This is a genomic window from Pseudaquabacterium rugosum, assembly GCF_038066575.1.
Lineage (GTDB): Bacteria > Pseudomonadota > Gammaproteobacteria > Burkholderiales > Burkholderiaceae_C > Pseudaquabacterium > Pseudaquabacterium rugosum.
This window is the reverse complement of the sequence record NZ_JBBUTF010000005.1, coordinates 241,299-259,989: the sequence shown is the minus strand read 5'-3', so window position 1 is coordinate 259,989 and position 18,691 is coordinate 241,299. Positions and strand designations below refer to the sequence as shown.

The 18,691-nt window shown below is 75.0% G+C and carries 11 protein-coding genes; 6 read left to right on the top strand and 5 right to left on the bottom strand.

The window, feature by feature from the left end; genetic code table 11:
* Positions 1-30: 30 nt before the first annotated feature.
* Positions 31-603 carry a dTDP-4-dehydrorhamnose 3,5-epimerase gene (rfbC, locus tag AACH11_RS07100; protein ID WP_341373498.1) on the top strand — a complete coding sequence of 191 codons (573 nt, stop codon included), beginning with the start codon at positions 31-33 and terminating at the stop codon, positions 601-603.
* Between the two features lie 89 nt (positions 604-692).
* Positions 693-1,580: a glucose-1-phosphate thymidylyltransferase RfbA gene (rfbA, locus tag AACH11_RS07095; protein ID WP_341373497.1), complete on the top strand. Its 888-nt coding sequence runs from the start codon at positions 693-695 to the stop codon at positions 1,578-1,580.
* A gap of 69 nt (positions 1,581-1,649) precedes the next feature.
* On the opposite strand, the gene AACH11_RS07090 is transcribed toward rfbA, so the two are convergent.
* On the bottom strand, positions 1,650-3,329 hold the full coding sequence (locus AACH11_RS07090) for an Atrophin-1 multi-domain protein (protein ID WP_341373496.1): 1,680 nt from the start codon (positions 3,327-3,329) through the stop codon (positions 1,650-1,652).
* Positions 3,330-3,609: 280 nt separating this feature from the next.
* On the opposite strand from AACH11_RS07090, the gene AACH11_RS07085 reads away from it, so the two are divergent.
* Positions 3,610-4,449 (top strand): RluA family pseudouridine synthase, encoded by an 840-nt coding sequence (locus AACH11_RS07085; protein ID WP_341373495.1) that lies wholly within the window; start codon positions 3,610-3,612, stop codon positions 4,447-4,449.
* A gap of 76 nt (positions 4,450-4,525) precedes the next feature.
* Here AACH11_RS07085 and AACH11_RS07080 read toward each other — a convergent pair whose 3' ends face one another.
* Entirely contained in the window at positions 4,526-4,711 is a 186-nt protein-coding gene (locus AACH11_RS07080) for a hypothetical protein (RefSeq protein WP_341373494.1), read from the bottom strand.
* Positions 4,712-5,450: 739 nt separating this feature from the next.
* On the opposite strand from AACH11_RS07080, the gene AACH11_RS07075 reads away from it, so the two are divergent.
* The gene (locus tag AACH11_RS07075; protein ID WP_341373493.1) at positions 5,451-5,621 is read left to right on the top strand and encodes a DUF3149 domain-containing protein; all 171 of its coding nucleotides are present in this window, start codon (positions 5,451-5,453) and stop codon (positions 5,619-5,621) included.
* Between the two features lie 25 nt (positions 5,622-5,646).
* Here AACH11_RS07075 and AACH11_RS07070 read toward each other — a convergent pair whose 3' ends face one another.
* Together AACH11_RS07070 and AACH11_RS07065 are read right to left on the bottom strand one after the other, a co-directional pair.
* Positions 5,647-6,777: a GGDEF domain-containing protein gene (locus tag AACH11_RS07070; protein ID WP_341373492.1), complete on the bottom strand. Its 1,131-nt coding sequence runs from the start codon at positions 6,775-6,777 to the stop codon at positions 5,647-5,649.
* The gene (locus AACH11_RS07065) at positions 6,774-7,541 is read right to left on the bottom strand and encodes an SDR family NAD(P)-dependent oxidoreductase (RefSeq protein WP_341373491.1); all 768 of its coding nucleotides are present in this window, start codon (positions 7,539-7,541) and stop codon (positions 6,774-6,776) included. The genes AACH11_RS07070 and AACH11_RS07065 overlap by 4 nt, the downstream gene beginning before the upstream one ends.
* Positions 7,542-7,684: 143 nt before the next feature.
* Here AACH11_RS07065 and AACH11_RS07060 point away from each other — a divergent pair, with 143 nt between their 5' ends.
* Positions 7,685-8,578 carry a hypothetical protein gene (locus AACH11_RS07060; protein WP_341373490.1) on the top strand — a complete coding sequence of 298 codons (894 nt, stop codon included), beginning with the start codon at positions 7,685-7,687 and terminating at the stop codon, positions 8,576-8,578.
* An 80-nt stretch (positions 8,579-8,658) separates the two neighbouring features.
* On the opposite strand, the gene AACH11_RS07055 is transcribed toward AACH11_RS07060, so the two are convergent.
* Positions 8,659-9,423, bottom strand: coding sequence for a 2OG-Fe dioxygenase family protein (locus AACH11_RS07055; protein ID WP_341373489.1), 765 nt, complete (start codon positions 9,421-9,423; stop codon positions 8,659-8,661).
* Between the two features lie 346 nt (positions 9,424-9,769).
* On the opposite strand from AACH11_RS07055, the gene AACH11_RS07050 reads away from it, so the two are divergent.
* Positions 9,770-18,586: an ATP-binding protein gene (locus AACH11_RS07050; RefSeq protein WP_341373488.1), complete on the top strand. Its 8,817-nt coding sequence runs from the start codon at positions 9,770-9,772 to the stop codon at positions 18,584-18,586.
* Positions 18,587-18,691: the final 105 nt, after the last annotated feature.

Genomic DNA, 18,691 nt, shown 5'->3' with positions numbered 1-18,691 from the left:
GACCGACAAACCGAGCATCCTGATTTCCCCATGAAACTCACCCTCACCCCGCTGCCGGGCGTGGTCGTCTTCGAGCCGCAGGCCTTCGGCGATGCACGCGGCTGGTTCATGGAAAGCTGGAACGAGGCGCGCTTCAACGCGGCGCTGGCCGAAGCCGGGCTGGCCAGCCCGGTGCGCTTCGTGCAGGACAACCACAGCTGCAGCCAGGCCGGCGTGCTGCGCGGCCTGCACTACCAGCTGCCGCCGCAGCCGCAAGGCAAGCTGGTGCGCGTGGTCAAGGGCCGGGCCTGGGACGTGACAGTGGACATCCGCAGCGGCAGCGCCACCTTCGGCCAGTGGTTCGGCCTGGAACTGACGGCCGACAACCGCAAACAACTGTGGATAGCACCCGGCCATGCCCACGGCTTCCTGACCCTGGAGGACGACACGCACTTTCTCTACAAGACCACCGACGTGTGGAGCCGCGCGTGCGAGCGCGCGATCCGCTGGGACGATGCGGCCATCGGCATCCAGTGGCCGCTGCCCGCGGGCCTGCAGCCGCTGGTGGCGCCCAAGGACGCGGCGGCACCGCTGCTGGCCGACGCCGAGGTCTTCGCGGCCTGAGCCGCTCGATCGGCGCCCTTCGCAGCCCCGCGACCGCAGGTCAGGCTGTCCCTCACAGACACCCCCGGAAACCTCAGAAGCCCGCGACCATGACCCAGACCCGCAAAGGCATCATCCTGGCCGGCGGCAGCGGCACCCGCCTGCATCCGGCCACACTCGCCATCAGCAAGCAGCTGCTGCCGGTGTACGACAAGCCGATGATCTATTACCCGCTGACCACGCTGATGCTGGCCGGCATCCGCGACATCCTGGTGATCAGCACGCCGCAGGACACGCCGCGCTTCCAGGCGCTGCTGGGCGACGGCGCCCAGTGGGGCCTGAACCTGCAGTACTGCGTGCAGCCCAGCCCCGATGGCCTGGCGCAGGCCTTCATCCTGGGCAAGGACTTCATCGGCGGCGCCCCCAGCGCGATGGTGCTGGGCGACAACATCTTCTACGGCCACGATCTGCAGCCGATGCTGGAGCAGGCCAACGCGCGGACCGAGGGGGCCAGCGTGTTCGCCTACCACGTGACCGATCCCGAGCGTTATGGCGTGGTGGACTTCGACGCCACGCGCAAGGCGCTGAGCATCGAGGAGAAGCCTGCCGCACCGAAGAGCAACTACGCGGTGACGGGCCTGTACTTCTACGACGCCCAGGTGTGCGACATCGCGGCCTCGATCCAGCCCAGCGCCCGCGGCGAGCTGGAGATCACCACCGTCAACCAGACCTATCTGGACCAGGGCCAGCTGCAGGTGGAGATCATGGGCCGCGGCTACGCCTGGCTGGACACCGGCACCCACGACAGCCTGCTGGAGGCCGGCCAGTTCATCGCCACGCTGGAGAGGCGACAAGGCCTGAAGGTGGCGTGTCCGGAGGAGATCGCCTTCCGCGCGGGATGGATCGATGCCGCGCAGATCGACCGTCTGGCCCAGCCGCTGAAGAAGACCGGCTATGGCCAGTACCTGCTGGCGCTGCTGCGCGAGCGGGCGTTCTGAGCGCCCCGCCTGCTGAAGCCACCGGGGCCGGACGGCCGCACACCGTCCGGCCCCGGTGGGCCTGCACGCTCAACTGCCCCAGCAGCTGCCGGTCTCGGTGCTGCCGACGGCCTTGAGCTCGCCACGCACCGTCGAGGCCACACCCTGGCCACCGCTGCGGGCCATGGTCACGACGTGGAAGTCGCTGGCCAGCGGCCAGGCGAAGCGCACCGTCTCGCCGTGGCCCAGCCAGGCGCTGTCCCAGGCCACGCTGCCGGTGCTGCGCTGGCGGATCTGCACCCGCACCTGGCCGCCGCCGGTGGCCACTGAACTCAGCTGGTAGCTGGCGCCGACCTTCGGTGCCGCCCACTCGATGCCGGCCCAGGCGCGCCCGGTCCAGTTGGCCTGCTCGATGACCTGGCTGGAGGCCGGAAAGACCAGCGCCTGCTGCCAGGTGTCGAAGGCACCGACCAGGGACGGCAGACCGTTGGCCGGCACCGAACGGGTCCAGGTCCCGCGCATCGACAGCAGCGGCAGCGGCTCTTCCTGCTGGAACACCCGGCCCAGGCCATCGACCCAGCCGCCCGCGCTGGCCAGCGGCCGCAGCGCGGCGCGGATGCGGTCGAGCTCGGCCGCGGCGGTCGCGTTCCAGCCATTGGGATGCAGGTTCAGCGGCGCGCCGTTCTCGACATAGATGACGAAGGGCGTGCCATGGTTGCGGTCGACGACCAGGCCACCGTAGCTCTGCAGCGTGTTGACGATCTTGCGCAGCGCCGGCGTGGTGACCGAGGCCGCGTCGAAGCCCGGCGGCAGCATCAGCCGTGCGCCCATCGGCACCTGGCCGGTGTTGGTGCTCGCGGCATTGCTGTCGGTCGCGGTGGCGGGCCAGACATAGCCGGTGCCCAGGCCGTTGAAGGTCATCGAGATCGCCAGCGCATGGGCATAGCGGTCGGCGCCGTCATTGACCTCGTGGGTGCGGATCAGGCCACCGAGGGTGGACAGACCGGCGGCCCGCGCACCCTGGAAGTAATGCGCGGGATTGCCGGTACCGCGGCCGTTCAGCGGCGTCCACGCGTACTGTGTGGCCTCCCAGCGGTTGCCCTGCTGGCGCAACTGCCAGAACGAGTGCACCACGTTGTTGACCGGATCGACGATCTCGGCATGGCCGTCCAGGCCCGAGGCCGGGATCACGTCGGCCGGCCAGCGCGGGATGGTGACGCTGGTGCTGTAGGTCTCGGTATCGGGGTTCCACAGCCCCTTGCTGTTGTTGCCGTAGACGACCATCGCCGCATCGGTGGTCCTGGCCTTGAACGCCCCGTTGGAGTAGGCCCCCTGCTGGACCGCCGGGTAGTACAGCGAGGCCGGCACCGTGGCCGTGCCGAAGGTCGGCACGGCGGGCCGGATGTTCCAGGGCGAACGGGCACTGAACGGCCGTTCGTAGCTGTTCCAGTTGGTGGCGACCTGCGCGCTGCACTGGGTGGTGGCGGTGGTGCTCGTGCTGGTGGCCACCAGGGCGCCGAGGGACGAGCCCGGGGTGGTCGCCGCCGAGACCGAGAGGGCCGGCACGGTCGCCATCATCGCCGCCGCAGCGGCCAGCGTGGCCTGGCTGAGCGAGGTCCGCCGGCCAGCGAGCGCGACCATCGTCGGCGCGTCGCTGGTGGCCGCAGCGTCACCCTCCGTGCCATCGGCCAGGGACGCGGCGGCCTCGGTCTGCGGACTGTCCGCATCCTGGCCGCCGCCGCCACAGGCGCTGAGCAGGCTCGTCAACATCAGGCCAACACACATCGTTCGGAACCGGAAAAGGGGGACGGGGAGTGGGCGGTTCATGGCGCGGACGAGAGGGGATCGGTCGGGGACGGATCGCCTCGCGACCCGCCTTCGATCCGGTTCTCGTCAGCCCGAACGGCCGGCTGGAGTGGTCAAGCGTGAGTGAAATGCCGCTTGTGCAAGCACTTGTATCCACGCCTGACGCGCATTGTGTGCGTCCATCGGACTCGGGACACCCCTCAGGGCAGGGGCGCTTGACAGTATCACCGGATAATGTCAAGCGATGTCCGAGCCTGAACTGAATCCGCTGCCGCCGTCCATCGGTCCGGGCGCCCCGGCCGATCCACGGACCGACACGGCCGACGCCCCGCCGCGCTGGCGCCCACCGCCACCGCGCCCCGCCGAACCCGGTGCCCTGGAGGCGCCGCTGCGGGTGATCCATGCCGACGCGCGCCTGATCGTCATCGACAAACCGGCCGGCCTGCTGTGCGTGCCCGGCCGCGGCCCGGAGGGCGCCGACTGCCTGGCGCAGCGGGTCGTGGCCCGGTATCCGACCGCCCTCGTCGTGCATCGGCTGGACATGGCGACCTCGGGCCTGGTGCTGATGGCCGGCGATGCGGCGATGCAGCGCTGGCTCGGCCTGGCCTTCGAGCGCCGGCGCATGCACAAGCGCTACGAGGCGGTGGTCGCCGGCCTGCTGCAGGCCGATGCCGGCGAGATCGACCAGCCGATGGTCGTCGACTGGCCCCGCCGCCCGCTGCAGAAGATCTGCCCGGTCGAGGGCCGGCCGGCCCTGACCCGCTGGCGGGTGCTGGCGCGCGACCCGGTGCGCGGCACCACGCGCGTCGCGCTCGAACCGGTGACCGGCCGCTCCCACCAATTGCGCCTGCACATGGCCAGCATCGGACACCCGATCCTCGGCGACGAGCTCTACGCACCCGACCCCTGGGTGGAGGCCGCGCCGCGCCTGCTGCTGCACGCCTGCCATCTGCGGCTGCCGCCGCTGCCACCGCTGCCGGAGACTCCACCGAGCCCCCCGCGGCCCGACACCCCGCCGGCGGAGACCGGAACCGGAGCGGACACGGCCTCCGGGCCGGTCTTCGACTGTCCCGCCCCGTTCTGAGCGCGCGGGCAGAGCGGTCGGCGCCACGATCGGATGCCGGCGGCCGGCCACGCTTCGGTGGCATGGCGAGCCCCGTTCAGTGGCGTGGCAAGCCCCACCAGTCGGCCAGCTGGACCGCACGCCGGGCCAGCAAGGGCTCGCCGGAGGCCAGCGCCAGGGCGATGCAGGCCCGCGCATAGCCGGCCTCGCTGGCCAGCCGCAGCAGGTCCACACGGTGGCCGAAGCCGACCATCAGCCACTTGAAGTCGACCAGTTCGGTCACCGACGGCGACGGCCCTGGCGGGCGGGCGGCCGTGACCACCCGCGGATCCTCGGTGACGGGAGGCGCCGTGTCGCGTGACGGGGCGACAAGGGGAGCGAGCTCAGGTACGGCCATGGTCGGACATCCCGGCGGACAGACCCAGAGCCGGTCCGTCCTTCCTGCTGCTGCGCGGCACGGACCGGTGCCGGCCGGCGAACGCCGATCGCACCGGGTCCGTGGCCCTGGAACCCGCAGTCTGGGCCGTGGCACGGCCCGGCAAGGGCGATGAAACGGTCGGCCGGCCCCGCTGTTCACGGGCTGGATCCCGGACCCGAGGCCACACGGCAGGCACGCTCAGCGCCCCCGCATCGACGTGGAGTCTGCACGCGGACCGTCCCCTCCCCTGCATTTGCCCGGATGCACGAATCCTCGCGACAGCGTAGTCTGGGCCTGTCGTGGCAAGGCCGTGCGGACGGGTTGGCGATCACACCGTCGGTGATCCCCAACCCGTCCGCCGGTGGCGACGCGGCACTTGCGATGAGGAGCATTGCCCCCGGCACCCGGTGCCGGGGGCTTTTTTTCGTCCCACGGGCAGCCCGCGCGGCGGTACCCGGGAGCACCGGGGTTGGATCAAGGTCGGTCCGGATCGACGGTCCGACGCGGCCGTCACCGGTCCGCGGCTTGAGACAGCGCAAGCCGGCCCACCGGCCCCGGGCGTCTGATACCCGTACGGGTTTCGAAGACGAGAAAGGAAGACCCCATGCATGCCCTGAAGGATTTTCTGACCACCGACTACGGCCTGCTGAGTGCCGCGGTCATCGCGCTCACGCTCGCCATGGGCGGCTTCTACGCCCGCTACTTCGCCCGCCACATCCGTGAGGACTGCGAGCGCCACGACCGCGAACAGGCCGCCGCACGCCGCGCGCACTGAAGACGCCGGACGCCGGCCCCCGGCCTCAACCGGGGGCGGGAGGCGCCACCGGGTCCTGCGCACAGGCGACCCGGTTGCGGCCACCGCGCTTGGCCGCGTAGAGCGCGGCATCGGCCGCATGCAGCAGCGCCGGTGCGCTCGACTGCTGCTGCGGCACGGCCGTGGCCACGCCGATGCTGACGCTGACCGGATGGCCGCCGTCGATCACGTCGCCGAGATCGGTGGCCGCCACCGCGCGGCGGATCGCCTCGGCCAGCTCCACCGCACCCTGGCGGGTGGTGCCGGGCAGCACGATGGCGAATTCCTCGCCACCGTAACGCGTGGGCAGGTCGCCGGCCCGACGCACCGTCTCGCGGATCACGCGGCCCACGCGCTGCAGCACCGCATCGCCCACCGGGTGGCCGAACACGTCGTTGAGCGACTTGAAGCGGTCGATGTCGACCATCAGCAGACCCAGCGGCGCGCGGTCGCGCAGCGCCCGGTACCACTCCTTGTGCAGGGCCTCGTCGAAGCGGCGGCGGTTGGGCAGACCGGTCAGCGCATCGGTGGCCGCCAGCGCGGCCAGTTCCGCGTTCAGCCCGGCCAGCGCCTGCTCGGCCTGATGGCGCCGGTCGGCATCGCGCAAGGTGACCAGGAAGCGGCCCAGCCCGTGGCCGGCGGGCAGCGGCGAGACCCGCACCTCGACCCACAGCGTGCGCCCGTCACCGCGCAACGCGCGGAACAGATCCGGCCCGCCGGCCCGCCGCGCGGCCTGCGTGAAGTGGCAGGTGATGAAGGCCGCGCGGTCGTCGGGAGCCAGCAGCTCGGCCACCGTGTGGCCGTACAGCGCCTCGGGTGCCCGACCGAGCAGGCCGAGGGCGGCCGGCGACGCATAGCGCATCACCAGATCTTCGTCGACCGCCACCATCAGATCCTGTGCATGCTGGACCAGCGTCGCATGGCGCTCGTCGACGGCGCCGGCGGACGGGCGGCGGTCGCCCAGCACCAGCTGGCGGCCATCGGCCAGCGTCAGCAGCCGCAGCGGCGGTCCGCCGGGCGGGCCGTGGCGCAGTCGATCATTGCCGATGGCCAGGTGGCCCTCGGCCGCGGTGACCCCGAAGGCCAGGCCGACATCGTCGAGCAGGCGCGCCAGCGCGCGCAGGTCGTCGTCGTTCATGAGCGGACGTCCGCGACCACGTCCTGGCCGAAGTCGGCCCGCTCGATGCGGGCCCACAGCGCGCGCGCCGCGTCCTCGGGGGTGCTGAGTCGGCCCTCGGCATGCAGGCTGGCGAAACCGGCCTGGGCGGCGAAGCGCCGCGGGTCGGCGCCGCGCAGGGCCTGCTGCATCGAGGTCTCGACCACGCCGGGGGCGATGGAGACCACCCGGCAGGGCCAGGGTCGCCCGTCCTGCTCCAGCGCCACACAGCGGCTGAAATGGTCGAGGCCGGCCTTGATCGCGCAGTAGGCGGCACTGCCGGCCATCGCCCGCCGGCCCAGGCCGGAGGAGATCTGCACCAGGCGCCGCGGCCGCGCGCAGCCCTCGGTGGCCGCGATGAAGGCCCGGGACAGCAGCAGCGGCGCCTCCAGCCCGACGCGCAGCACGCGGGCGAGCTCATCGGCGGCCTGATCCTCGACCGGGCCGGGCGTGCCCAGCAGCGCGGCATTGTTGATCAGGGTGAACGAGGCCGCCCGGGGGGCCTCGTCCTGCAGCCAGGCCGCCAAGCGTTCGGCCACCGGCTGCGGGTCGGCCAGATCGACCGCCCACTGCACCAGCCGGGCGCCGGCGGCCGCCGCCTCATCGGCCAGCGGCGCGTGCGGCTGGCGCGCGAGCGTCAGCAGCCGCTGCCCTGGACCGAGCCGGGCCCGCGCCAACGCCAGCCCCAGGCCGCGCGAGGCCCCGGTGATGAGGGTCAGGTGCGATGCGGACGAGACTTCTGCCATGGGCCGAGCATAGCCGGCCCACGGGCGGCCGGGCCGTCAGGTCGGGCACCCGGCCCCGGTCAACTTGGCCCCGAGCCGCCCGGATCGGCCTTGCGTCGTGGACCCGCCATCGACGAGCCGGCGCAGCCGGACAATCGCCCGCCATGAACCCGCCCCGCAAGTTCTCCCCCTTCCTGCTGGCCGCTGGCGCCGGCCTGCTGGTGCTGCTGCTGGCCTTCGTGCCGGTGCTGTGGTCGTTGCTGCACCCCGCCGCCCGACTGGCGGATCCCGTGGCGGTCGAGGCGGCCCGCCGGACACCGGACCTGACGCCAGCGACGATGCCCGCGACGACCGCCTCCGAAGGCGGCCCCCTGCCCTGGCAGATCCGCCTGCTGCCCGACGGCCACAGCGAGGTCTTCGGCCTGCGGCCAGGACTGGACACGCTGGCCGACATCACCCGGCGCCTGGAAGCCGCGGCCGCCCGGGGTGAGCCGGTGACGCTGCAGCTGGGCCTGGTCGCCCGTCTCGGCGAGATCGGCACGCTCGAGGCCCTGGCCGAGCCTTGGCAGGCCGGCTTCGTCCAGGGCCGGCTGGTCCTGGGCTTCGCCTTGCCCGAGGCGGTGCGCCGGCGCTGGCGCGAGACATCGGCCACTGGCGCCGGCCCGGGCACGGCCGCGCTCGACGAGTCCAGCCCGATGGACGGCGGCGCCCGCCGCTTCACGCTGAACGCCGCGGCCCGCGTCGAGGCCGCCACGGCCCGGCTGCAGAGCCTGACCTTCGTGCCGGCCACGCGGCTGGGCGAGGCCGACATGCAGGCCCGTTTCGGCCCGCCGACCTCGGTCAGCGACGCGGCCGACGGCACGCGCACGCTGCTGTACCCGGCCCGCGGCCTGGCGATCAGCGTGCGCGCGGGCAGCCGCCCGGTGCTGGTCTATGTCGCACCGCGCGAGGCCGCGCTGCTGATGCGGCAGGGCTCGGGCAGCGAGGCCGTCACGACCGACGACGCGGCCGGCAGCCTGCGAAGCACCCCTTCAGGCGCGGCCAGCCACCCCGGTTGAACGGCAGGGGCACCGCAGGCCACGCTGGGGAAAAGCACACGCGGAACGCCCGTGGCCAGCCGCGGCCACAGCGGCCGGAATCAGGCCGCGCCCTGCGGCCCCTGGAACCCGCCCCGCCGGAGCGTCAGCACCAGGGTGTCGCGGTGGGCCTCGCATCCTTCGGCCTGCGGCTGGATCGGCGTGCTCTCGTGGATCACCCGCTCGTCGTCGAGCAGCAGCGCCGAGCCCGGCTCGGCCAGCGTGAAGCGCAGGCCCTGCGGGCCACGGGCGTCGAACACCCGCGTCTCGCCGCCCTTGATGCCCTCGCGCGCCACCAGGATCACCACCACCAGATCGACGCCATCACGGTGCGCGCCCTCGGGCGTCGGCCGGCCGATGCCGTCGGTGGTGTCGATGCGGAAGGGATGGGCCTCGACATACCAGTCGGCGGTCGCATCCTCCCGCAAGGTCGCGGCCACGCGCACCAGCCCCTGCAGCAGCGCAGCCCAGGCCGGATCGTCGACCAGCGTGGACGGCAGGGGCTCGAACCAGCGTTCGATGCCGCCGTGCAGCGCGTTGTACTCGACCGGCTGCCAGTGGGCGCGGTGCGGCACCGCCCGCGGCGGCTGACCGGGCGTGACCACGAAACAACCGTGGCGCCGGCGACGGTAGCGACCACCGTCCTTGAGGTGACGGTCGGGCGGCAGATCGTTCCACAGCGGCTGCCAGGCGGTCAGGGCCGACGGCAGCACGCCGACCAGACGCGCGAGGGCGCCGGCATCGAGCACGGCATAGCCGCCACCGCGCAGCTGGGCGTCCAGATCCGGCAGGGCCGTCAGCGGCGGAGGAGGAGAGGCGAAGGACATGGACAGCGACAGGTTCGGACGGACGGCGGGAAGGGTCACGCGGGCGGCGCTCCGTGGCGCCTCCCGTCGGTCCGTGATGGTAGCGAGTGCGGCAGGCCCGCCGCCCACGCGCGGACGCACGGATCGTCGGCACGCGTCCAGCCCCGCATTCCAGCGGCGGGCCCGGCGGTCAGGATGCGACGCCCGCGACTAGACTGCGCGGTGCGCTGCCCGAGCTGTATCCGGTGCGGCGATTTGTTGCGCTTTGCGCTGCACGTCGGCTGGGCAAGGCCCGGCACCTGGGTTACGCTTTCCCTCTTTTCTTGGCTGTTCCCGGTCGCCCGACCGGTCCGATTTCACCCCGCGCATGATTTCCGGCGAACTGCCCTCGCCACGCTCGTCGCTGGTCGGCGCCGAACCGGACACTTCAGCCTATGCGCTGATCGATCATCCGGTGGCTTGGTGCGACCTCCAGGGACGGCTGCTGGGTGCCAACACCGCCTTCGCGGCCGCGATCGGGGCGATCGGCGGCCCCGTGGCGACACGGCCGGAAGCCACCGACCGGCCAGAACCGGCCACGACCGGCACCGGCACCGGCTCCGGGGCCGCCGCGGCCCCGCTGGCCCGGCTCACCGGACAGGCACTCGGACTGCTGCTGGGCGACCTCGCGCTGGCCGAGGCCCTGGCCAGCGGCCACGGCATGGCGGCCCAGGCGCTGCGCGGTCAGGCGCTCGACGGCCGGCCACTGGGCGGCCTGGTCGCGGTGCGGGTCACCGGCGGGCTGCAACTGGTCACCTTGCAGGCCGCGCCGGCCACCGCCGCGGCTGCGCCGGCGTCGGCACCGGCGCTGAGCACGCCCCGAACGGACACCGCCCCGCCCCGGCCGACGGCGGACGACGCCTCACAGCCGTCCGAGCGCACCGCCGGCACGCCGCCGCCGCGGCCGACGATCGGCACCCCGATCGCCCGCATCGGCTCGACCACCGGCGCCGTGCTCGCGCCACGCGCCGCCGCCCTGCCGACGACGCCCGAGCGCCGCGACGACCCCGCCAGCCGTGTCGGCGGCGACACCTTGCCCGGCCCGGTCCCGGTGCCACCGATGCCCGCCCCGCTGCCGGTACTGCCGCCAGTCGACCAGATCGCCTCGACCCTGCAGCAGGGCCAGCAGGTGATGGTCGCGCTGCAGTCGGCCCACCAGGCCCTGGCCCAGGCCGGTGCCGAGGTCGAACGGCTGAACCAGCTGCTGGGCCTGGTGCAGGGCCTGGCCCGCGTCGGCGTCTGGCAGCGGGATCTGCGCACGCTGCAGGGCCACTGGGACGGCGTGCTGTGGAGCCTGTTCAACCAGCCCGCGCACGACGGCGCGCCCGACTTCGAACGCGTGCTGCAGCGGGTGCACCCCGAGGACCGTGCCGCCCTGCGCCAGGCCGTGCTGGGGTCGCGCCAGCAGCCGGGCCGCTACAGCCAGCGCTTCCGCGTCCAGACCGCGATCGACCAGTGGCGCCACCTGCATCTGGCCTGGGAAGTCCAGACCGATGCCCAGGGCCGGCCCGCCCGCGCGGTGGGCATCGCCCAGGACGAATCCGAGCTGATGTCGGCCGTGCAGTCGGTCGACCAGGCCCATGCCCAGTTGCGGCTGGCCGTCGATCTGGCCGGCCTGATGGTCTGGCAGCTCGACAGCGCCGCGATGCGCCTGCACACCAGCGATCCGGGCTGGGCCCTGCTCGGCCTGCCGCCGCGGCCCGAGGGCATGCCGCTGACCGAGCTGTCGGAGCTGCTGCATCCCGAGGACCTGCAGTGCCTGCTGCAGCTCGATGACCCGCCCGGCGTGCCCCAGGACCTGACGCTGCGCCTGCGCCATCCGCAACAGGTGCGCCAGCCCGACGCCCCGTGGCGCGTGCTGCTGACGCGCCGCGTCGCACGCGTCGATGCGCAGGGCCGGCTGCTGAGCCATGTCGGCGTCGCGCTCGACATCACCGAGCGCCACCAGTCCGAGCAGCGCCTGCACGAGGCGGCCGAGCGCGCCGCGCTGGCCGCCCGCGGCGCCGGCATCGCGACCTGGGAATCCGAGCCGGGCAGCACCACCGCCTGGTGGGACGAGCAGATGTTCCGCCTGCGTGGCCGGGAGACCCGCGCCACACCGATGCTGATCAGCCAGGCCCTGGCCTGGCTGCATCCGGACGACCGCCCCGCCCTGCGCCGGCAGATGGAGGAGGATGTCCGCAGCGAGACCGTCAGCAACATCGAGTTCCGGGTCGTCTGGCCGGACGGCTCGGTGCGCTGGCTGGCGTCGCGCTCGGCGCCGCTGCGCGACGGCCAGGGCCGCATGCTGCGCCGCATCGGCATCAACTGGGACATCACCGAGGGCCGGGCCCACGCCGCCGCCCGTCAGGACAAGCTGCTGGCGCAGCGCGAAAGCCTGGCCAAGAGCCGCTTCCTGGCCCGCATGAGCCATGAGCTGCGCACGCCGCTGCATGCGGTGCTGGGCTTCGTGCAGCTGATGCTGACCGAGGACGACAGCCCGCTGCAGCCCGACGCACGCGAGCGCATGGAGCTGGTCCAGCGCTCGGGCGAGCACCTGCTGGCCGTCATCAACGACGCGATGGAGCTGTCCAGCCTGGAAAGCGGCGAGCTGCCGCTGCGGCTGCAGCCGGTGGCCTGGAGCGAGCTGGCCGTCTCCGCCTGGGCGCTGCTGGCGCCGCAATCGCGTCCGCGTGCGATCTCCCTGCACCACCAGCTGCCGGCCGACTGCTGGGTGCAGGCCGATCCGGTGCGGCTGCGGCAGGTGATGCTCAACCTGCTGTCCAACGCGATCAAGTACAACCGCGACGGCGGCCGCGTGATGCTGGAGGCCCGGCGCCTGGGCGAGCAGTGGTGCCTGGCGGTCAGCGACACCGGCCAGGGCATGACCGAGCAGCAGCTGTCGCACCTGTTCGAGCCCTTCAACCGTCTGGGCCAGGAGGCCGGCGAGATCGCCGGCACCGGCATCGGTCTGGCCATCGTGCGCGCCGCGCTGCAGCGCATGGGCGGCGAGGTCAACGCCAGCAGCCAGCCGGGCCGCGGCAGCCGCTTCGAGCTGCGCCTGCCGGCCTGCGCCGCCGAGACCGGCACCGCCGCCGACCCGTCACCGGCAGCGGGCACCTCGGCCCTGCCGGCCGGCCCGGTGGGCCGCAGCCAGCCGGTCGAGCTCGGCCGTGACGGCCTGCCCTCGCTGTTCGACGAGGCGGACGACCTGCTGCCCCTGCCGCAGGTCACCGAGATCAGCCTGCACGCCGATGCCGGCGGCCTGGGGCTGGCCCGCGACCGCGGTGGCGACGGCCTGCCGGCGTCGACGGACGACCCACGCGATCCGGCCTATCCGCAGACCGAGCCGATGCTGCCGCCGGAGTTCGTCGACACGCCGGCGCCGACGCCAGCGGCCGTGCAGTCGACCTCGGCGGGGCCGCTGACCTTCCCGCCGGTCGAACCCGACTTCAGCGCATTGCCCGATGTCGATGCGCTGGGCTGGGAGCTGCTCGACGGCGACCTGGCGCCGGTGCTGCTGCCGGAGTCGCTGCGGCTGGGCTTCGATTCCGCCCCGGTGCCGCTGCCGGCACTCGACTCGGCCTTCGCCCGCGAGATCGGCCACTGGACCGAGGTCGACACCGACCGCATCGGCCTGCAAGCCCTCGACAGCCCGCATCGCCCGCCACGGGCCGCGCCGCCGGCGGTGGACGCCCCGGCAGCCGTCGCACCGGCCCTGACGATGGCGCCGGCAGCCGCGGCGGTGGCAGCATCGGCGTCGGCGTCGGCGTCGGACCCCACGCCCGCGGCACAGGTCGGCACGCCGGCATCGACGCCCGAGCAGGCGGTGACGCCGCCGGCCGGCGCCCCGCGCGAGAGCTGGCCTGACCTGCTCAGCGCGCTGAGCGCCGGCGGGCCCTCGACGCCGACGCCGACGCCGACGCCGGCCGCGGCAGCCCCGGTGGCCCCGGGTCCCGACGACGCGGACGCCGCGCAGCAGGCCGGTCCGGCAACCCCCTCCGGAACGCCCCCGGCCACGGCGACACCGGCCACGGCGGCTCCGGTCGCAGCCGCACCGATCGCCCCGCGTACCGCCGCGCCCAATCCCGCACCCAATCCCGCACCTGGCCCCGCGCCCGATCCGGCCGACCGGCCGGTGCCTGCCGGCGCGCAGTCGCCCCGCACCACGCCGGGCGACCCGGCGTTCCGCCCGTCGGAATGGCCGGACCTGCGACTGGCGGCCGCGGCGGCCAGTCGCGGCCTGTCGGCGGACGCGCGCGCCCACCCCTATGCCGGTGGCGTGCTCAACGCGTCGCGCACCCGCGACGCGCTGCTGGCCGCCGAACCCGCGGCCGCGCGGGGCCACAGCGCGGCGACGATGCCGGCCGTCTTCGACGTGCGGCCGATCAGCCGCCCGCCCGCGGACACCGCACCGGACCGCCCGGCCACGGCGACCGCCCCGGCCCGGTCCCCGGACATCCCGCGCCTGGACGACGCGCTCGACCTGACCTTGTCCGGCCCGGACGACGCGAGCCCGAGCCCGCGCAGCCCGACGGCCAGCAGCGCCGTCACCGAGGCCTCTCATCCGGCCGCCGGAGCCGGCGCAGCCTCCGCGCCCGAGACCACGCCCCCGGCCGCGACCGGCACGCCGGCACCGGCCGTGGCGGCAGGCCCGGCGGACCCGGCACCGGCCCCCACCGAGACCGAGACCGAGACCGAGACCGAGACCGAAGCCCAGGCCAGCGCACGCATCGCCGAGGTGCTGCGCCTGCACCTGGCCAGCGCAGGACCGGCGCCGCAGACCGACGCCCCGCGGCTGACGACGGCCTGGCCGCCCGTGCACGACCCGGCCGACGCGGCACCCCCGTCGCGGCCCGTCACCGAGCCCCCCCTGGCCGAGCCCGGACGCACGGAGCCGGCGCTCAGCCTGCCGACGCCGCCCGACACACGAGGCGACACGACGCCGGCCGGCGCCCGTGGCCGCAGCAGACCCGCGGCACGCGAGCGCGACGCACTGCCGCCACCGCACGAGCCGTCGTCGCGCTGGCTGGACTCGTCGATGCCCTCGGAGCTGATCGCGGCCACCGGCGCGACGGCCGGCGCCGCGCGCCTGGCCGACGAGGAGCGCCAACCCAGCTACACCGCGACGATGCCGGCGGTGTTCGAACGCATGCTGCCGTGGGCCCCGTCGGCCACCGAACTGGCGCAGGGTGATCCGGCCGCCCCGCTGGACCTGACCTTGCCTCCGGCCGAGGAGCCGGTGCCCACGGCCCAGGCCCAGGCCCAGGCGCAGGTTGAGCGGACCGCTCCCGAGCAGCCCGCTGCCGGCAAGGCATCGACATCGACATCGACATCGACATCGGCTCCGGCTCCGGCTTCGGCTTCGGCTTCGGCTCCGGCTCCGGCTCCGGCAACCGCATCAGCACCGATGACGGTACCGGTGACCGCGCCGATGGCGGCCCAGGCCCCTGCCCCGGCAGCCGACACCCCAACCGCCCGCGAGATCGGGACGCACACCCCGCCGCCGGCCCTCACCGCCACGCCGGACGACGTGGCCGACACCCGCTGGCAGGAGCGTCTGGCCCGACGCCCATTGCTGCGGGCCGCCCTGGCGCTGACCCGGCTGCACCACCAGAGCCGCACGCCGGACACCGCATCGCCCCGCCCGACCGACATCGCGCGGACCGGGCGCGAGGCCCTGGCCTTCCCCGTCCCCGTCCCCGTGCCCGTGCCCGTGCCGGCGGCTACGGCGACAGGCCCGATGCCGGCACACCCGGGCGCCGGGAAACCGCCGACGGTGAACGCCACGGCCGGCACGGACATCCGCGCCCGCAGCAGCACGCCGGCCGAGCCGGCGGCCGTGCGCAGCGCTGGCCCGGCCGTCATGCCGACGCCGCCCGTCGGCACCCCGTCCCGGGCCACGGCCACCGGCCTCACGCCCGCACCGCGACCGGCCACGGCCGCCACGGTCACGACCACCGCCCAGCCCTCGGGCCTGCAGACGGCCGGCACCCAGGCGCCGGCCAGCGCAGCCCCCACGCCGACGGGCACCGTGGCCGGGCGCCGCCTCTCGCCGATCCCGCCGCAGGCGCCGGTCGTCCCGGCACCGCCGCCGCGCGACAGTGCGCCGGCACCCGCACCGCCACGGGCCGCCCTGCCTGCCGCCGTTCGGCCGGCCTTGCTCGCCGCCACGACCGCGACTGCCGTCACCACAGCCGCCACGACGGCGACGGCGACGGCGACGGCGACGGCGACGGCGACAGGAACAGGAACAGGAACGGGAACGGGAACGGGAACGGGAACGGCGCAGCGTGCCACGCCGGGGCGCTCGATCGCTGCGGCCACCCCGGACGCGGCCGCGACGCTCCGTGCCCGCCCGTCCGCGCCGGCGCCCGCATCGGCATCGGCATCGGCATCGGCGATCCCCGCGACCGGCGCGACCGCCATCGCCCGTCCGGCCGACCCGGCCCTGCCCCCTGCCGTGGTCCGGACCGGCATGGTGACGGCCACCGCCAGCCGCGGTGATGCCGGACCCACGCGCAGCGCGACGACGCCCGCGGACACCCCGGCACGCCCGCCGCTGGCCGGGCGCGTGGCGACCGCGCCCGCGGTGAACACCACCGCGGCGGCCACCCCCTCGCCGACCGTCGCCGCACGCCCCGCGGGCACCCCGGTCGACGGCACGGCCGCCACGCCGGCCGTGGAGCTGGGTCGCGGCGCGAACCGGGCGACGGCGACCCCGTCCGCCCCCGCCCGCCCGCTCACGGCGGGTCCGCTCACGCCGACGCCGACGCCGCTGACGCCAGAGGCCAGGACCGCACCGGCCGCAGGCACACCGGCTCAGGCGGCTCAGGCGGCTCAGGCGGCTCAGGCGGCTCAGGCGGCTCAGGCGGCTCAGGCGGCTCAGGCGGCTCAGGCGGCTCAGGCGGCTCAGGCGGCTCAGGCGGCTCAGGCGAACCCCATGTCGGCCACGACACAGGATGCACCACGGACGCCCGTCGCGCCACGGTTGCAGCCCGCCGCATCGGCCTCCATGCCTGCGCCGGCCGCGCTCCCCCGTGCCACGGCCGAGGGCCACCGGCCGGCGTCCGGCAGCCACGATTTCAGCCTGAGGGCAGCGGCGGCCCGTGCCGCCGCCGAAGCGCTGCTGCCGTCGCGCGTCCAGCCGGGGCCTTCCCCGCGACGGGCCGCCGAAGGCGCTGCCGATGCTCCACGGCCGACCGGGACGGACATGCCGCCGGCGGCCGCGCACGGGTCCACGCCCGCGTCCGCGCCCCTCCCGCCGCCCACGCCCACCCCTGCGGCGGCCGCCGCGGCAGCCGTGCCACGGCCTACACCCCGGGTCGCAACGGTTGACGGCTCCGCCAGCGGACGACCCGCAGCCGCGGTCAGCGACCCGACCCGCGGCGCACGGCCTGCCCCCTCGGCAGGCCCCACGGGCACGACAGTCACGACAGGCACGACAGGCACGACGAGCAAGGCGGGCACGGCCGCACAAGCCACCGCCGTGGACACCCGATCGACGACCCGCGCCAGTGGTCCGGCCATCGGCGCAGCCCCGGCGGCCCCGGCCGCCCCAATCGCCGCGGCCGGACCGGTCGCGCGCACCGACGTCCCGGCCGCTCCGGCGCCCGTGCCCGTGCCCGTGCCCGTGCCCGTGCCCGTGCCCCTGCCGCAACCGCAACCGCAGCCGCAGCCGATATCACAGACGCTGCGGGAAGACGACACCATCGCGGACCTGCCGGGGCTGGTCTCGCTGCTGGCCCCGCCCGCGCCGCCGCCGCTGGCGCCACCCCGTCGCGCCGCAGCGCCCGCAGCCACGCCCACGACCGGCGGCAGCCCCGCATCGGTGGCTCCGGCGGCGCCCGTGCTGCCTGCGCGCATGGCCGACAGCGTGGTGCAAGCGCCGGCGCAGGCTCAGGGGCAGCCACTGCACCCACCGCTTCCGCTGCACGAGGCGCCGCCGCACGCCCAGGCCGTCCGTGGGCCCGCGGATGATTTCGCCGATACCGTCGGTCAGCTGCCGGTGGCCGGCGCGGCCGCCGCTGCCAAGCCAGCACCTGCAGCGACGCCCGCCGGGACATCCGCAGCCAGAACCGCCACCACACCCGCCGCAGCCCCCACCACACCCGCCGCAGCCCCCACCGCCGCGCCGGAGTCCACCCCGGCCGCCATGCCCGCCACGCCGTCCGCAGACCGGACTGGCGCTGCCGCCGTCCACGAGACAGCGCCGCGCCTGCCGGCGGCCCCGCGGGCGCTGCCGGCCCCTGTGCCGACGCCGGTGTCCAGGGCGGTCCTGGTCGACCGCGCCACCCAGGGCAAGATGCTGCAGACCCTGGCCGAGCGTGCCGGTGCGGCGATCGGAGCGCTGCGTCCGGTCCCGGACCGGCCCGCGGACACGGCTCGGCCGGAAGCGCCGTCGCCCGCAGCGACGCCGACGGGCCCGGTCATCGTTCCGGCGGCCGCCACGGCCCTCCACGAGACGGCGGACACCCCGGCTCCGGCTCCGGCTCCGGCCATCATGCCCGCCATCGCCACCGCCACCGGCAGCCCCCCGTCGCTGTGGTCCGGCGCCGCACGCCTGCACCTGCCATCGGTCGGCCTGAGCTGGGGGGGCCCGGTCGCGCTCGGTGCGGGCGCCGCCGCCATCCCGCCGCCGAAGGCGCACGCCACATCGCACGCCACACCGCCCGCGGTGGCCCTGACCGCACCGGCCCTGTCCGCAGAGCCGTCCGGGCCGGCGGATCCGGAGGCCGGCATGCGGCCGCCGCTGGCCAGCGACACCGTGCTCTACATCGAGGACCATGCGGTCAACCTGATGATCGTGCGGCAGATGGTCAGCCGCCGGCCGCACCTGAAGCTGCTGACGGCCGCCACCGGACTGGACGGCCTGGCCCAGGCGCGGGCACGGCTGCCGGCCCTGATCCTGCTCGACATGCAGCTGCCCGACATCGACGGTTTCGAGGTCCTGCGCCGTCTGCGGGCCGATCCGCTGACCGCCCACATCCCGTGCATGGCCGTCTCGGCCAACGCGCTGCAGACCGACATCCAGCGGGCGCTGGCCGCCGGCTGTGTCGAGTACTGGACCAAGCCGCTGAACCTGCAGGCCTTCCTGGGGGCGCTGGACAAGCGCTGCAGCCCGGCCCCCGACACGGCCGGCATGCCGCGCCCGCCGGTCGCCTGAGGCCGCGGCGACGATCGGCCCCCGCCGCGGCCCGCCCGCCACGCCCATCGCAGGCCCGCCTCCGCCCAGACTTCCTCACCCAGACCGCGCCCTCCGGCCCGCGGT

Coding starts and splice junctions, on each gene's coding strand:
- rfbC (WP_341373498.1), top strand. CDS start 31: ATGAAACTCACCCTCACCCCGCTGCCGGGCGTGGTCGTCTTCGAGCCG.
- rfbA (WP_341373497.1), top strand. CDS start 693: ATGACCCAGACCCGCAAAGGCATCATCCTGGCCGGCGGCAGCGGCACC.
- AACH11_RS07090 (WP_341373496.1), bottom strand. CDS start 3,329: ATGTTGACGAGCCTGCTCAGCGCCTGTGGCGGCGGCGGCCAGGATGCG.
- AACH11_RS07085 (WP_341373495.1), top strand. CDS start 3,610: ATGTCCGAGCCTGAACTGAATCCGCTGCCGCCGTCCATCGGTCCGGGC.
- AACH11_RS07075 (WP_341373493.1), top strand. CDS start 5,451: ATGCATGCCCTGAAGGATTTTCTGACCACCGACTACGGCCTGCTGAGT.
- AACH11_RS07070 (WP_341373492.1), bottom strand. CDS start 6,777: ATGAACGACGACGACCTGCGCGCGCTGGCGCGCCTGCTCGACGATGTC.
- AACH11_RS07065 (WP_341373491.1), bottom strand. CDS start 7,541: ATGGCAGAAGTCTCGTCCGCATCGCACCTGACCCTCATCACCGGGGCC.
- AACH11_RS07060 (WP_341373490.1), top strand. CDS start 7,685: ATGAACCCGCCCCGCAAGTTCTCCCCCTTCCTGCTGGCCGCTGGCGCC.
- AACH11_RS07055 (WP_341373489.1), bottom strand. CDS start 9,423: ATGTCCTTCGCCTCTCCTCCTCCGCCGCTGACGGCCCTGCCGGATCTG.
- AACH11_RS07050 (WP_341373488.1), top strand. CDS start 9,770: ATGATTTCCGGCGAACTGCCCTCGCCACGCTCGTCGCTGGTCGGCGCC.